The organism is Gordonia amicalis NBRC 100051 = JCM 11271, assembly GCF_000332995.1.
Classification (GTDB): domain Bacteria; phylum Actinomycetota; class Actinomycetes; order Mycobacteriales; family Mycobacteriaceae; genus Gordonia; species Gordonia amicalis.
Map to the genome: position 1 here is coordinate 17,286 of NZ_BANS01000029.1, position 14,547 is coordinate 31,832.

Genomic DNA, 14,547 nt, shown 5'->3' on the forward strand with positions numbered 1-14,547 from the left:
TCCACCTCCGAGTCGAACACCCGGCGGGCGGGGTCCGGGTGTCGGAACGGATCACTAGACTCAGCGACTGTGAGTCCAGCGCAGAGTTCCCCGGCAGCAACCCGTACCGGCAGCAAGGTCAAGACCAAGCAACCGGTCCTCATGCTCCTCGACGGACATTCCCTGGCATATCGGGCGTTCTTCGCGCTCCCGGCCGAGAACTTCAAGACGCACTCCGGGCAGACCACGAACGCCGTCTACGGCTTCACCTCGATGCTGATCAACCTGCTGCGCGACGAGGAGCCCACCCACATCGCGGCCGCCTTCGACGTCTCGCGGAAGACGTTCCGCTCGGAGATGTACCCGGAGTACAAGGCGCAGCGCTCCAAGTCGCCCGACGAGTTCAACGGGCAGGTCGACCTCACCAAGGAGGTTCTCGACGCGCTGGGCGTCACGGTCATGGCCATCGAGGGCTACGAGGCCGACGACATCATCGCGACCCTCGCGACCCAGGCCCGCGAACAGGGTTTCAAGGTCCTGATCGTCACCGGTGACCGCGATTCGCTGCAGCTCGTCGACGCCTCGACCACGGTCCTCTACCCGCGCAAGGGTGTCTCGGACCTCACGCGTTTCACCCCCGAAGAGGTGGAGAAGAAGTACGGTCTCACCCCGGCGCAGTACCCGGACTACGCCGCGCTGCGCGGCGACCCCAGCGACAACCTGCCCGGCATCCCCGGGGTTGGGGAGAAGACCGCGTCGAAGTGGATTCGTGAATACGGTTCGCTGGCCTCGCTGGTCGATCACGTTGACGAGGTGAAGGGCAAGGTCGGCGACGCCCTGCGTGCTCATCTCGCCTCGGTGCAGACCAACCGTCAGCTCACCGAACTCATCCGCGACATGCAGCTGCCGGCCGGCCCCGACGACCTCGCGATGGTCGGCTGGGATCGCGACCGCATCCACCAGCTCTTCGACGACCTCGAGTTCCGCGTCCTGCGCGACCGCCTGTTCTCGACCCTGAGTTCCGTTGAGCCCGAAGCCGAGGCCGGATTCGACCTCGACGGTTCGGTCCTCGGTGCCGGTGAGGTCGCGAGCTGGCTCACCGAACACGCCCGAACCGGCCGCACGGGTCTCGCGGTGACCGCGCCGCACGTCGTCGTGGGCTCGGACCCGACCGGTCTGGCGATCGCGGCCGCCGACGGCTCGTCGGCGTACGTCGATGTGACCACGCTGACGCCGGAAGATGATGCGGCACTGGCCAACTGGCTTGCCGATCCCGACGCGCTGAAGGCTGTTCACGAGGCCAAGTGGGCGGTGCACGCGCTGCGCTCGCGCGGCTGGAAGCTCGACGGGGTCACCAGCGACACCTCGCTGGCCGCATATCTCGTCCGCCCCGGACAGCGGACCTTCAACCTCGACGACCTCGCCCTGCGGTATCTGCGCCGGGAACTGCGCGCCGACACGGGTGCGGGTGACGGCCAGATGTCACTGCTCGACGACGACACCGAGGGCAAGGTCGCCGAACAGCACATGCTCGAGGCGCGGGCGGTACAGGAACTCGCCGACACGCTCGACATCGAGCTCGACCGCATCGACTCCAAGCCGCTGCTGACCGAGATGGAGCTGCCGCTGTCGTTCGTGCTGGCCGACCTCGAGGCCGCCGGCATCGCCGTCGACGTCGACCACTTCAATGCACTCGCGCAGATGTTCAACGACCGGATTCGTGCAGCCGCGGAATCGGCCTACGAGGTCATCGGCGAACAGATCAACCTGGGCTCGCCGAAGCAGCTGCAGACCGTGCTCTTCGACAAGCTCGACATGCCGAAGACCAAGAAGACGAAGACCGGTTACACCACCGACGCCGACGCCCTGCAGTCGCTGTACGAGAAGACCGAACATCCTTTCCTCGCACACCTTCTCGAGCATCGCGACGCCACGAGGCTGAAGGTCACCGTCGATGGTCTGCTGAAATCGGTGGCGGACGACGGTCGCATCCACACCACCTTCAACCAGACCATCGCGGCCACCGGCCGGTTGTCGTCGACCGAGCCGAACCTGCAGAACATCCCGGTCCGCACCGAGGCCGGACGCGAGATCCGCCGCGGCTTCATCGTCGGCACCGACCAGGCGTCCGAGGTCAACTACGAAAGTCTGATGACCGCCGACTACAGCCAGATCGAGATGCGGATCATGGCGCACCTGTCGGAGGACGAGGGACTGATCGAGGCCTTCAACACCGGCGAGGACCTGCACAACTTCGTCGGATCGCGCGCCTTCGGGGTGCCGATCGACGAGGTGACCATCGAGATGCGTCACCGCGTGAAGGCGATGTCGTACGGACTTGCCTACGGCCTCAGCGCTTTCGGACTCGCGGCACAGCTGAAGATCAGCCGCGAGGAGGCCAAGGAACAGATGGAGGCGTACTTCGCGCGCTTCGGCGGCGTGCGTGACTATCTGCACGATGTGGTCGCCGAGGCCCGGCGCAACGAGTACACCGCGACCCTGTTCGGCCGCCGGCGTTACCTGCCCGACCTGAACAGCGACAACTTCCAGCGACGCCAGTCCGCCGAGCGGATGGCGCTCAACGCGCCCATCCAGGGCACCGCGGCCGACATCATCAAGGTCGCGATGATCAACGTCCACAAGCGATTCGTCGCGGAGAAGCTGACATCGCGGGTGCTGCTGCAGGTCCACGACGAACTCGTGGTCGAGGTGGCGCCCGGTGAGCGGGACGCGGTGGAGGCAGCGGTGCGTGAGGAGATGGGTAACGCCATCACGCTGTCGGTCCCGCTAGAGGTGTCGGTCGGGTTCGGTCGGTCCTGGGACGACGCGGCCCACTGATGGTCTCCTCGCCCAGGCGGGTCGGTGTTCTCATCGGCGACGGCATCGGTCCCGAGGTCGTGCCGGCCGCGATGACGGTGGCCGACGCGGCAGCGGCCGTGGAGGGCTTCGGGATCGATTGGGAGGAACTCCCGTTCGGCGCCGCCGCCATCGCCTCCCACGACGACGCGGTACCCGATGCGACGCTGTCGGCCCTCGACGACCTCGGTCTGTGGATCGTCGGGCCGCACGATTCGGCGGCGTACCCGGTCGAGCACCGCAGCCGCACCCCGGGGGCGGTGCTGCGCACTAGGTACGGACTGTTCGCCAATCTCCGTCCCGCCAAGGCATTTCCGGGTGTGCCGGCGACGAAGCCCGACATCGACGTGTTGATCGTCCGGGAGAACTCCGAAGGCCTCTACGCCGACCGCAACATGACCGTGGGCAGCGGTGAGTTCATGCCGACCCCGGATGTCGCGCTGGCCGTGGGGCTCGTGACCCGGTCGGCCAGCGAGCGCATCGCGCGGGTCGCCTTCGAAGCCGCACGGGACCGCGCTGATTCCGGTCGTCCGGCACGGCTGACCATCGTGCACAAGGCGAACGTGCTGCGCCTGACCACGGGCCTGTTCCGCGACGCGTGCCGGGAGGTCGGCAAGGAGTTTCCCGACGTGGAGATCACCGAACAACACGTCGACGCCATGGCGGCGCTGCTCGTCCGCCGACCCGCTGACTTCGACGTCATCGTCACCGAGAACCTCTTCGGCGACATCCTGTCCGACCTGGCGGGCGAACTCGCCGGCTCGCTCGGCATCGCCGGTTCGGTGAACTGTTCGACGACCCAGGTGATGGCGCAGGCCACCCACGGAGCCGCCCCCGACATCGCCGGGCGGGGCGTCGCGAATCCCGTCGCCATGATCGCGTCGGTGGCCATGGGGTTCCGGCGCTACGGGCTCATCGCGGACGACCCGGAACTGATCGCGGTTGCCGACCGCATGGATTCGGCGGTCGCCGGCACCCTCGCGGCCGCGATCGCGACCGCCGACCTGGGCGGGACGGCATCGACCACCGAGTTCGCCGCAGAGGCGGTCCGGCGGGTGACCGGCACGTGACGCGCACGCGGACGTGCGTGAACTCCGGGTGGTCAGCCGGTGGGACGGGTGGCAACTACAGTGTGTTGTCTGACCAGGTGATCGTTCGAGATCGAAGGGATGTGTTGTGACACGGGCCTCGACGCGGGTCGACCGACGTTCCCTTCGACCACGTGTGGCCCGGTTGCTCGGCGTGCTCCTGGTGCTCGCGGTCGTGGTCACCGGCTGTGTGAACAACGAGGAACGCGAGCGCGCCAACCAGGTGACCCCGATCAACGTCGACGTGGCGAAGGTACCGGCGATCGCCGCGCTGGTTCCGCCGGAGATCGCTCGCACCGGTCGGCTCGTCGTCGGCGTCAACGTGCCGTACCAGCCCAACGAGTTCAAAGGGCCGGACGGCAAGATCATCGGCTACGACGTCGACCTCATGAACGCCGTCGGCAAGGTCCTCGGCCTGACGCCGGTGTACAAGGAATCGCAGTTCGACACGATCATCCCGTCGGTGCAGGCGGGGACCTACCAGCTGGGCATGTCGTCGTTCACCGACACGCTCGAGCGGGAGAAGCAGGTCGACTTCGTGACCTACTACAGCGCCGGCGTGCAGTGGGCACAGGCCGCCGACTCCGATGAGGCCATCGACCCGTCGAACGCGTGCGGCAAGCGGGTCGCGGTACAGACCACCACCTACGAGGACACCGACGAGATCCCGGCCAAGAGCGCCGAATGCGTGGCCAGAGGTCTTCCGCCGATCGACAAGGTGAAATTCGACAGCCAGGACGAGGCGGTGAACGCGCTGATCCTCGGCCGGGTCGACGCTATGTCGGCGGATTCGCCGGTCACCGCCTATGCGATCAAACGCACCAACGGAAAGCTGAAGGCCGCCGGTGAACTGTTCGACTCGGCGCCTTACGGATGGCCGGTTCGGAAGGGTTCCGGGTTGGGACCCGCGCTGCAGAAGGCCGTGCAATATCTGATGGACAACGGACAGTACGACGAGATCGCGGCCAACTGGGGCCTGCAGGAGGGCATGATCGATGTCTCCGTCATCAACGGAGCGGTGAGCTGAGATGACCTCACCGCAGACCGACTCCACCACCACGGCCGGCGAGCCCGAACCGATCAAGGCGGTACCGCTTCGCCGACCGGGGCAGTGGATCGCCGCCGTCATCATCCTCGTGCTGGCGGCGCTGTTCGTCTACGGGGCCGCCACCAACAAGGCCTACGCCTGGGGCACCTACGGCCGCTATCTGTTCGACGAACGCGTGCTGTCCGGCGTCGGGTACACGCTCGCACTCACGGTGCTGGCGATGACGATCGCGATCGTCCTCGGTGTCGCCCTCGCCATCATGCGGCTCTCGCCGAATCCCGTCCTGCGCGGCACCGCCTGGGTGTACCTGTGGATCTTCCGCGGCACACCGGTGTACGTGCAGCTCGTCTTCTGGGGTCTGTTCCCGGCGATCTACAAGCAGATCGACGTCGGCATTCCCTTCGTTCACCAGTTCGCGTCCTTCGACATCCAGACCCTCCACGCCGCATTCCTGTTCGCGGTCATCGGCCTCGGTCTCAACGAAGCCGCGTACATGGCCGAGATCGTGCGCGCGGGCGTGTCGTCGGTCGGCGAGGGACAGTCCGAGGCGTCGATCGCATTGGGCATGTCGTGGGCGCAGACGATGCGCCGGACCGTGCTGCCACAGGCCATGCGGGTGATCATCCCGCCCACCGGCAACGAGTTGATCTCCATGCTCAAGACCACGAGCCTCGTGGCAGCGGTGCCGCTGACACTCGACCTCTATGGACGGGTGCGTGACATCTCCGGCGTCAACTTCGAACCGATCCCGCTGCTGCTCGTCGCCTCGACCTGGTACCTCGTCGTCACCAGCATCCTGATGGTCGGCCAGTACTACGTGGAGCGCCACTACTCACGGGGCGCCACCCGCGCGCTGACCGCACGACAGCTGAAGGCGATGGCCGACGGGCAGGCGGCTGCGGCCGATGACGTCGCGGGCGGACCGGGAGCAGGCCGCACGACCGGGGGAGAGAACGCATGAGTTCCGCCGAGACACCGATGGTCCTCGCCGACCGGGTGTGCAAGAGCTTCGGATCGGTCCAGGTCCTCAAGGGCATCTCACTCGAGGTCGCCCGGGGCGAGGTGACGTGTCTGATCGGTCCGTCCGGTTCGGGCAAGTCGACGTTCCTGCGGTGCGTCAACCATCTCGACGTGGTCAACGCCGGCCGGCTCTACGTCGACGGTGACCTCATCGGCTACCGGGAGCGCAACGGCAAGCTCTATGAGATGAGCGCCAAAGCTGCTGCAGCCCAACGCCGCGACATCGGCATGGTGTTCCAGCACTTCAATCTCTTCCCGCACCGGACGGCCCTCGAGAACATCATCGAGGCGCCGATCCAGGTGAAGAAGCAGCAACGGGCCGAGGCCATCGAACGGGCCGAGTACCTGCTCGAAAGGGTCGGTCTGTCGGATCGTGCCGACGCCTATCCGGCGCAGTTGTCCGGCGGTCAGCAGCAGCGCGTGGCCATCGCCCGGGCCCTGGCGATGGAACCCAAGCTCATGCTCTTCGACGAGCCGACCTCGGCACTCGACCCCGAACTCGTGGGCGACGTCCTCAAGGTGATGCGCGAACTCGCCGCGTCGGGAATGACCATGGTGGTCGTGACCCACGAGATGGGATTCGCGCGCGAGGTCGCCGACCAGCTGGTTTTCATGGACGGCGGCGTCGTCGTGGAGAAGGGTGACCCGCGCGAACTTCTCGCCAATCCGCAGGAGGGGCGGACGCGCGAGTTCCTGTCGAAGCTGCTCTGAGGCCGGGACCCCGGCTCGTCATGCAGGTTTGTGGCTGCAGAAGATCGCGGTGCCGGGGAAGTAGCGTCCGCGAAACGGGCTCCACTGCCCCCATTCGCGATCGTGATCGTCGGGCCACTCGGGTTCGATGATGTCGTCGAGGATGAACCCGGCTGCCCGGAGCTCGCGCACCCGGTCGCCGATGGTCCGGTGGTGCTCGACGTAGGTGATCTGACCACTCGGGTCGGTTTCGGTGTACGGGGTCCGGTTGAAGTACGGGATGTGCACGGTCAGCCCCTCGGGTCCCGGGTCGTCGAGGAACATCCACCGCATCGGATGGTTGACCGCGAAAACCCAACGGCCGCCGGGCTTCAGGACGCGGGCGACCTCGGCCATGACGCCGGCGGAGTCGGCGACGAAGGGGATTGCGCCGAAGGCCGAGCAGGCGGTGTCGAATGACTCGTCGGCGAACGGAAGCGTTTCGGCGGTCGCCTGGATCAGCGGCACGCGCACCTCGTCGGCGTCCATGGCGTCGAGTCCGATCCCGAGCATGCGACGGGACAGGTCGACACCGACGGCGTGTGCGCCGTTGGCCGCCAGCCAGCGGGCACATGGTGCTGAGCCGCAGCCGATCTCGAGGATCGTGCGGCCCCGGATCTCGCCGAGAAGGCCGGCCTCGGACTCGCGGACACCTTCGGGACACCACACGAACTCGCCGCCCCCGGTGTAGGTGCCGAGGAAGGCGCCGTGCTCGTCGTGGTAATTCTCCGCGTCGTAGTCCCACCACCAGCGGCTGGCCCGGTCACTTGTCGCGGAGTCGACGTCGCCCAGGACGCGTGGAGGTCGTACGGAGGTCTCCTGTTCGGTGGTCTCCGAATTCTCACGGTCGTCCTTCGTGGGCATCCTGCGATGATAGGTCCCCGTCCGGTACGGCCCGGCGGCGGCAGAGCCTGTCGAGCGGCCGGGGGCCCGATCACCACGGACGCGGGCGCGGTGTCACCGGGTGCCGGGGACCGGTTCCTCGGATGTGGGGTCGGAACGGGCCGGTTCGGTCGCGTTCGGCGACTGCGGTGCGTGACGGATGGCGATCATCATGGCCACGCCGACCGCGGCCGTGAAGACGCCGACGGCGAGGTACTGCCACGACCGGAAGGGGCCCGGCAGGAATGCGACCGTCGCGATCCACCAGGCGAGAGTCATCGTCGTGAAGCACTGCCACATCAACCGGCTTTGACCGCGAAATGACCTGCGGCGCAGTGTCATCGACGGGCCGAACAGTGCATATGACATGAGGGTCAGTGCCGAACTCGCGAGATAGAGCGGGTCGTCGAACAGGAGTCGCAGATACTCCCACGCGAGGATGGAACCGGTGGTCGCCGCGATGATCAGCAGCGTGAACTGGAAAGGGGACCACGCCGGTGCCAGTTCTCGACGGCCGTATCGGATGAGCTGGGCGAAGAACACGAACTCCAGGAGTGCGGCGCTCAGCAGGCCGAGCCAGAACAGCTGGAGGAACCAGTGGTCATAGGTGGAGAACCAGTCGCGGAAGCGGACGACATAGGCGATGTCGTGGGCAAACCAGAAGAGGGTGCAGGCCAGCGGTATCGAGTAGCTCGAGTCGCGGCGTGCGACGCGTGCTGCCTCGATCAGCCACACCGTCTGGCAGAGCATCGCCACGCCCAGCCCCACCAGCAGTCCGACAGCGTTGGCGTCGATCGCCTCGAGGAGTCGATCTGGCGAATAGGTCACGCGTCTCCTACCGTCCGGCGCCGGTCCGGATCCCGGCACGGAAAAATGGTCGCATGCCAAATTATTTATCGTCAAGACATGTGTCGGACCTGTGGGAGTCGGACGGGTCGAGTGAAGTTCGGGTCACTGGATGAGTTCGTAGAACCGGAAGAAGCCGAAACCCTCGATCGGCAACACCTCGACGCTCTGAAAGCCGGCCTGCTCGGCGTACGACCGGAGGATGGCGGGTCGCATCACTGTGCCGGTGGCCACCGACGGCGGCGAACTCATCGAATCCGGTAGGCAGACGAAGAGTGAGAACCCGTACATCAGTTTGTCCAGTTCGTCTGCGGGGCCGGAGAATTCGTCGGAAACCGCTTCGTCCATGACGATCATCGGCGCACCGGGTGCCAGGGCTTGCCGGGCCGCGGCCAGCACGTCGACGGGCCGCGGCATGTCGTGGAGGCATTCGAACGCGAACGCGGCGTCGAACGGTCCGTGTGCGGTGGCCTCCTCTCCGCCGGCCAGATGGAACTGCACTCGGTCGCCGAGTCCTGCGGCCTCGGCGTTGTCACGCGCCATCTGCACCGATGCCGCATCGACGTCGAGACCGACGAACGTCGCCTCCGGATAGGCGCGGGCCAGGGCGATGGTCGAATGACCCGCGCCGAAGCCGATGTCGGCGATCTTCGCGTCCGGTCGCGACAGTCGCTGATGGAGGTGGGCGACCCTGCCGAGAGCAGGTCCGAGTTCGGTGTCGAACCACGGCTTGTTGAGTGCGGCCTGGCATTCACGCGCGTCCGCTCCGAGTTGTTCCCAGCTGACACCGCCTCCGTTGCGATAAGCATCGAGCAGTTCGGGCAGCCGGCCGAACGAGGCGGCGAACATCCGGGGCAGCGCACCCAGATAGGAACGGCTGGAGGTGTCGGTGAGGACCTCGGCGACGCCGGGTGAGATGGCGAATGTCGTCGGGGTGTCGGACAGGTCGGCGGCGAGGATGCCGAAGGCCGCCTGCATCTCCAGCCATTCACGGGCGTACCGTGCGTCGGTGGCGGTCCGGGCGGCGAGATCGGCGGCGGTGAGTGGACCATGGTCGGCGAGGCACTGATACCAGCCGAGGCGCTCCCCGAGGTAGACGCTCATGGTCTCCGCGGTGGCCAGTGTGGAGTCGAGGAATCGCTCGGCGAATTCATCGGCACTCGGCGCCGTCGGTGCGATGGTCGTGCGGTGCGGGCTCTGTCCGGGCGGTTCGGTGCCATCAGGTGTGATCGTCATGATGGAACGATGGCAGCGTTGGCTCTCGAGCCGGTCACGGTGCGGTTTCGACTCGGTCCGCAGGTCGTCGCCTCAGCACGCCCGCCCGGCCACCACGTGTTCGGTTCCGGCGTCGGGGTCCCAGCGCCGCAATGCGGTGAACGTGCAGATCCGGTCGGGTTTGCCCAGCGACTCGAGTGTGCCCAGTGCTTCGCCGACCTGTGTGAACGACAGGCGTCGGGCGAGGGTGAAGTGCGGGGTCCAGGCGCCCGGGTCCACGTGAGCGAAGGTGCTCGGGGTGGGGTCGTCGTCCTGCACGTCCTCGTCGCGGTGGGCGGTGTGCTCGCGAACCGTCCGTGCGACCTGGGCATGCAGCGACAGCAACTCGGTGCTCGGGACGACGAGCAGCGCGAGCGTATGGCGCGACCCATGGCCGAACACGATGGGCGCACCGATGATGCAGTTCAGCGGGAGACGCTGGGCGGCGGGGCCGAGGGCGACGTCGGCGGCCGTCGCGATGTGGCGGGCCGCCAGCAGGGTGACGTGCGGACGGTTGGTGTCCGAACGGATGCGCTGGGCGCTGGGCAGGTCGGCGTCGGCGAGCGCGGCCCAGCGGTGCCGGAACCAGTGGTCGGTGTCGTCGTCGGGTAACAACTCGATCGAATGTGCCACGGACGTAGTCAACCAGAGCTCTCCGGATGTACCCGGTGATCCAACTCGCGATCGTGCACCAGGAAAAGGCGGGCGGGCACCGACTGTGCGCTGTGTCCGGACGGCACGTGTCCTCGGTTCCCGGTGGCCCGGAGTGGACGTCCCACCGGTGGTCTCACGGGCATTTGCCCAGCACAACGCCGCTGGAGTAGGCTTGACGAACGCGCGTGTGCTCGATGACGCGCGACAGGCACGCGCCCCGATCGAAATGCTTCTGATCAGGGGTTTCATGCCGTGAAATACCTCAAGAATCGTACCTACTACACACCTGTCCGGAGCAACTCAACATATGTCGTCCCCCACGATCACCTCGCCGCAAGTAGCCATCAATGACATTGGCACTGCCGAGGACTTTCTCGCCGCCATCGACTCCACGATCAAGTACTTCAACGATGGCGACATCGTGGAAGGCACCATCGTCAAGGTCGATCGGGACGAGGTTCTGCTCGACATCGGTTACAAGACCGAAGGCGTCATCCCTTCTCGCGAACTGTCGATCAAGCACGATGTTGACCCCAACGAGGTCGTCAACGTCGGTGACGAGGTCGAGGCCCTGGTCCTCACCAAGGAGGACAAAGAAGGTCGTCTGATCCTCTCCAAGAAGCGTGCGCAGTACGAGCGGGCTTGGGGCACCATCGAGGAGCTCAAGGAGAAGGACGAGGCCGTCAAGGGCACCGTCATCGAGGTCGTCAAGGGCGGCCTGATCCTGGACATCGGCCTGCGCGGCTTCCTCCCGGCATCGCTCGTGGAGATGCGTCGCGTCCGCGATCTGCAGCCGTACATCGGCAAGGAGATCGAGGCCAAGATCATCGAGCTCGACAAGAACCGCAACAACGTGGTCCTGTCGCGTCGCGCATGGCTCGAGCAGACCCAGTCCGAGGTCCGCAGCGAGTTCCTGCACCAGCTCCAGAAGGGCCAGGTCCGCAAGGGCGTCGTGTCCTCGATCGTCAACTTCGGTGCGTTCGTCGATCTCGGCGGCGTCGACGGTCTGGTCCACGTCTCCGAGCTGTCCTGGAAGCACATCGATCACCCGTCCGAGGTCGTCGCCGTGGGCGACGAGGTCACCGTCGAGGTCCTCGACGTCGACCTGGACCGCGAGCGTGTTTCGCTGTCGCTCAAGGCCACCCAGGAAGATCCGTGGCGTCAGTTCGCCCGCACCCACGCGATCGGACAGATCGTTCCGGGCAAGGTCACCAAGCTCGTGCCGTTCGGTGCGTTCGTCCGCGTCGACGAGGGCATCGAGGGTCTGGTCCACATCTCCGAGCTGGCCGAGCGCCACGTCGAGGTGCCGGATCAGGTTGTCGCCGTCAACGACGATGCGATGGTCAAGGTCATCGACATCGACCTCGAGCGTCGTCGTATCTCGCTGAGTCTCAAGCAGGCCAACGAGGACTACACCGAGGAGTTCGACCCCTCGAAGTACGGCATGGCCGACAGCTACGACGAGCAGGGCAATTACATCTTCCCCGAGGGCTTCGACGCCGAGACCAACGAATGGCTCGAAGGCTACGAGAAGCAGCGTGAGGCATGGGAGGCCCGGTACGCCGAGGCCGAGCGTCGCCACAAGATGCACACCGCCCAGATGGAGAAGTTCGCTGCTGCCGCAGCCGAGGCTGCCAACGCCCCGACCGACTACTCGTCGGCTTCGGAGAGCCGCGGTGGCTCGTCGAACACCAGCGGTCCGTCCGCCGGTGGTTCGCTGGCCAGCGACGAGCAGCTCGCCGCTCTGCGCGAGAAGCTGTCGGGCAACGCCTGACACCTCTGCTCACTGAGCACACGAAAGCCCTCCCGGGATCTCCCGGGAGGGCTTTTCGTATGTCCGGGTTCAATCGTCGTGCTCGGATGCCGTCGTGATCTCGTAGTAGTCGGCGACGTCGAAGGCGGTCAGCGACACCCACCGGGATCCTGGCGAGCCGGTGCCGGAGTCCGTCGGCGAGTCGTCGGTCGGTGCCCGGAAGTCCCGTAGCTCCAGTGCCAGTGACGGTTGCCGATCCACCGCAGCCGCCACCGCGTAGAGCCCGGCCAGAATGTGCAGGCATCGGTCACCGCGTGCCCGGCATGAACAGTCTGCGACGTCGAGGACCGCCGGCGACCACGCACCCGATTCCTTCAGCCGACGGTGGACCTCGTCGGACGGTTCGGCCGACGAGCCCAGCAGGTCGCGGAGCACGACGGCTGTCGTGGAGGTCATCGCCGAGAACTCCAGGTGTGCGACCGATGCCTCGCCACCGCGCTGGACCAGTCCCTCCACGTGCCGTCCGTCGACGGTCAGGGTGACACCCCCGTTGCGGGCGATGCTGCGGGCCCGCGGTGCCAACGGGTTCGGGGTCCGGGTCGAGAGCGGTTCGGCGAGCCGGACGATCTCGGCGCCCCACGCGCTGAATCCGAATTCGGCTGGTGTCGTGGTCATTCCGCCTCCCGGATTGCCGGGTCCAGATTTCGGTTGCGCCGGAGGACGGTGATGAGCCGTTCGTCGCTGAGCGCGGTGAGTTCTGCGAGAGCCGAGGACTCGTCGGGATGTGCGCTGAGCGCCGCCTTACGCCGGTGGAGGTTGTCGATGTGTTCCTCCAGCGTCGTGGCGGTCGTCAGCGTGGTGACGGTGACCGGCCGATCCTGCCCGATCCGATGGACACGATCGGACGCCTGGGCCTCGACGGCTGGGTTCCACCAGCGGTCGAAGTGGATGACGTCGCACGCGCGGGTCAGCGTGAGGCCGACGCCGCCGGCCTTCAGGCTCATCACCATGACGTCCGGAGTCCGCCCCGCCTGGAAGTCGGCGACCAGTTCGTCCCGCCGCCCCGGTGTGAGCCCACCGTGGAAGAACGGGATGTCGCAGTCGAATCTGTCGGCCAGATGGTCGGCGAGGAGGTCACCGGTGTCGCGGTACTGCGTGAAGACGAGAGTGGGCGAGCCGGTCTCCATGTTCTCCTCGAGGATCTCCATGCAGCGGTCGAACTTGCCCGACCGGCCCGGCAGGCGGCCGCGGTCGCGGTCGCCGGTGACCAGAGCGGGATGGTTGCAGATCTGCTTCAACCGCGTGAGGGTCGCGAGAATCCGTCCGTGGCGTTCGATTCCGACGCCGAACCCGGCGTCCTCGATCGCGGCCAGATGAGCGTCGTAGAGTTCCGCCTGCTCCGCGGTCAGATCCACGAGCACGGGGTTGTGGATCTTCGGTGGTAGGGCGGAAGCCACCCGGGCTTTGGTCCGGGCCAGCATGACGGGTGCGACGGCGACGCGTAGACGTTGCAGCGCACCGGAATCCCCGTCATCGACCGCACGGGTGAAGCGCCGCCGGAACACGGCCCGGTGCGGGAAGACGGACGGGGCGACCACCCGAAGGATCGCCCACAACTCGTCGAGGCTGTTCTCGATCGGCGTGCCGGTCAGGGCGATCCGCGCCTGCGCATCGACGCGGCGTGCCGCGCGCGAGAGTTGGGTACGGGGATTCTTCAACGCCTGCGCCTCGTCGTAGATCACGGTGGCCCACCTCCGTCCCGCGAGTTCGTCGATGCCCAACCGCAGTCGGGCGTACGAGGTGATCGTGACCGATCCGGCGGTGTCCGGAGCTTCCTCGATGCATCCGGTGTACACGGCGAGCCCGGGTGCGAATCGGGTGATCTCATGCGCCCAGTTGGTGACCAGGCTCGTCGGGCACACGACGAGTTGCGGTCCGGTGTCGGCGCGGAGCGACAGGAGCCCCACGGCCTGAACCGTCTTGCCCAGTCCCATCTCGTCGGCGAGTACCGCTCCGCCTTCGGATTCGGCGGTGGATGCCAGCCACGCGACACCCCGGACCTGGTAGGGCCGTAGCTGCGCACGGAGGCGATCGCGGAGGAGTTGATCGGTGGTGAGACATGCGCGCATCGCCGTCCGAGCGAAATCTGCGGTGGTCATCGCCGTGCCGGTCGGATCGACCTCGGCATGGGCGGCGAGCGGGAGAGGAGTCTCGTCCTCGCCCCGAAGGAGTTGCTGCCAGACCTGTACCGAAGGCGCATCGGATGCCTGGGTGGCAAGGGCGTCGACGTCGACGAGGTCGCACGACACGTCGCGGACCACGAGGCGACGCCCGGCCGGGACCGCGAGACGGCACGTGTCCGAGCGTGTCCCGGAGTCGTGGGACGACCAGATCGCGAACTGGTGCAGGTCGGGGAGGTAGGTGGCCTGTGTGGTCAG

General features: G+C 66.7%; 12 protein-coding genes. 6 read left to right on the forward strand and 6 right to left on the reverse strand.

Annotated features, from left to right (window positions below):
• Positions 1-69: 69 nt before the first annotated feature.
• The 5 genes from polA to GOAMI_RS14695 all read left to right on the forward strand — a co-directional run bounded on the left by polA (position 70) and on the right by GOAMI_RS14695 (position 6,702).
• Positions 70-2,817, forward strand: a complete 2,748-nt coding sequence (gene polA / locus GOAMI_RS14675) for a DNA polymerase I (RefSeq protein WP_006437325.1) — start codon at positions 70-72, stop codon at positions 2,815-2,817.
• On the forward strand, positions 2,817-3,905 hold the full coding sequence (locus tag GOAMI_RS14680) for an isocitrate/isopropylmalate dehydrogenase family protein (RefSeq protein ID WP_006437326.1): 1,089 nt from the start codon (positions 2,817-2,819) through the stop codon (positions 3,903-3,905). Before polA ends, GOAMI_RS14680 begins: the two co-directional genes overlap by 1 nt.
• A gap of 106 nt (positions 3,906-4,011) precedes the next feature.
• Complete coding sequence (locus tag GOAMI_RS14685; RefSeq protein ID WP_006437327.1) at positions 4,012-4,950, forward strand: ABC transporter substrate-binding protein; 939 nt, start codon at positions 4,012-4,014, stop codon at positions 4,948-4,950.
• Position 4,951: 1 nt separating this feature from the next.
• A complete protein-coding gene (locus tag GOAMI_RS14690) occupies positions 4,952-5,932 on the forward strand; it encodes an amino acid ABC transporter permease (RefSeq protein ID WP_006437328.1) in 981 nt (326 codons plus the stop codon).
• Entirely contained in the window at positions 5,929-6,702 is a 774-nt protein-coding gene (locus GOAMI_RS14695) for an amino acid ABC transporter ATP-binding protein (RefSeq protein WP_006437329.1), read from the forward strand. The genes GOAMI_RS14690 and GOAMI_RS14695 overlap by 4 nt, the downstream gene beginning before the upstream one ends.
• Positions 6,703-6,720: 18 nt before the next feature.
• On the opposite strand, the gene GOAMI_RS14700 is transcribed toward GOAMI_RS14695, so the two are convergent.
• From GOAMI_RS14700 to GOAMI_RS14715, 4 genes are all read right to left on the reverse strand, one after another.
• The gene (locus tag GOAMI_RS14700) at positions 6,721-7,584 is read right to left on the reverse strand and encodes a class I SAM-dependent methyltransferase (protein WP_006437330.1); all 864 of its coding nucleotides are present in this window, start codon (positions 7,582-7,584) and stop codon (positions 6,721-6,723) included.
• A 93-nt stretch (positions 7,585-7,677) separates the two neighbouring features.
• On the reverse strand, positions 7,678-8,430 hold the full coding sequence (locus GOAMI_RS14705; protein WP_006437331.1) for a hypothetical protein: 753 nt from the start codon (positions 8,428-8,430) through the stop codon (positions 7,678-7,680).
• A gap of 123 nt (positions 8,431-8,553) precedes the next feature.
• The gene (locus GOAMI_RS14710) at positions 8,554-9,684 is read right to left on the reverse strand and encodes a class I SAM-dependent methyltransferase (protein WP_006437332.1); all 1,131 of its coding nucleotides are present in this window, start codon (positions 9,682-9,684) and stop codon (positions 8,554-8,556) included.
• Positions 9,685-9,756: 72 nt separating this feature from the next.
• Positions 9,757-10,335: a 2'-5' RNA ligase family protein gene (locus GOAMI_RS14715; protein WP_006437333.1), complete on the reverse strand. Its 579-nt coding sequence runs from the start codon at positions 10,333-10,335 to the stop codon at positions 9,757-9,759.
• A 328-nt stretch (positions 10,336-10,663) separates the two neighbouring features.
• Between GOAMI_RS14715 and rpsA the strand changes: the two genes are divergently transcribed.
• Complete coding sequence (gene rpsA / locus GOAMI_RS14720; RefSeq protein ID WP_006437334.1) at positions 10,664-12,130, forward strand: 30S ribosomal protein S1; 1,467 nt, start codon at positions 10,664-10,666, stop codon at positions 12,128-12,130.
• 69 nt (positions 12,131-12,199) lie between these two features.
• On the opposite strand, the gene GOAMI_RS14725 is transcribed toward rpsA, so the two are convergent.
• Positions 12,200-12,784, reverse strand: coding sequence for an SWIM zinc finger family protein (locus GOAMI_RS14725; RefSeq protein WP_006437335.1), 585 nt, complete (start codon positions 12,782-12,784; stop codon positions 12,200-12,202).
• Positions 12,781-14,418 (reverse strand): DEAD/DEAH box helicase, encoded by a 1,638-nt coding sequence (locus GOAMI_RS14730; RefSeq protein WP_051995427.1) that lies wholly within the window; start codon positions 14,416-14,418, stop codon positions 12,781-12,783. The genes GOAMI_RS14725 and GOAMI_RS14730 overlap by 4 nt, the downstream gene beginning before the upstream one ends.
• Positions 14,419-14,547: the final 129 nt, after the last annotated feature.

Coding starts and splice junctions, on each gene's coding strand:
- GOAMI_RS14680 (WP_006437326.1), top strand. CDS start 2,817: ATGGTCTCCTCGCCCAGGCGGGTCGGTGTTCTCATCGGCGACGGCATC.
- GOAMI_RS14690 (WP_006437328.1), top strand. CDS start 4,952: ATGACCTCACCGCAGACCGACTCCACCACCACGGCCGGCGAGCCCGAA.
- GOAMI_RS14695 (WP_006437329.1), top strand. CDS start 5,929: ATGAGTTCCGCCGAGACACCGATGGTCCTCGCCGACCGGGTGTGCAAG.
- GOAMI_RS14700 (WP_006437330.1), bottom strand. CDS start 7,584: ATGCCCACGAAGGACGACCGTGAGAATTCGGAGACCACCGAACAGGAG.
- GOAMI_RS14710 (WP_006437332.1), bottom strand. CDS start 9,684: ATGACGATCACACCTGATGGCACCGAACCGCCCGGACAGAGCCCGCAC.
- rpsA (WP_006437334.1), top strand. CDS start 10,664: ATGTCGTCCCCCACGATCACCTCGCCGCAAGTAGCCATCAATGACATT.
- GOAMI_RS14725 (WP_006437335.1), bottom strand. CDS start 12,784: ATGACCACGACACCAGCCGAATTCGGATTCAGCGCGTGGGGCGCCGAG.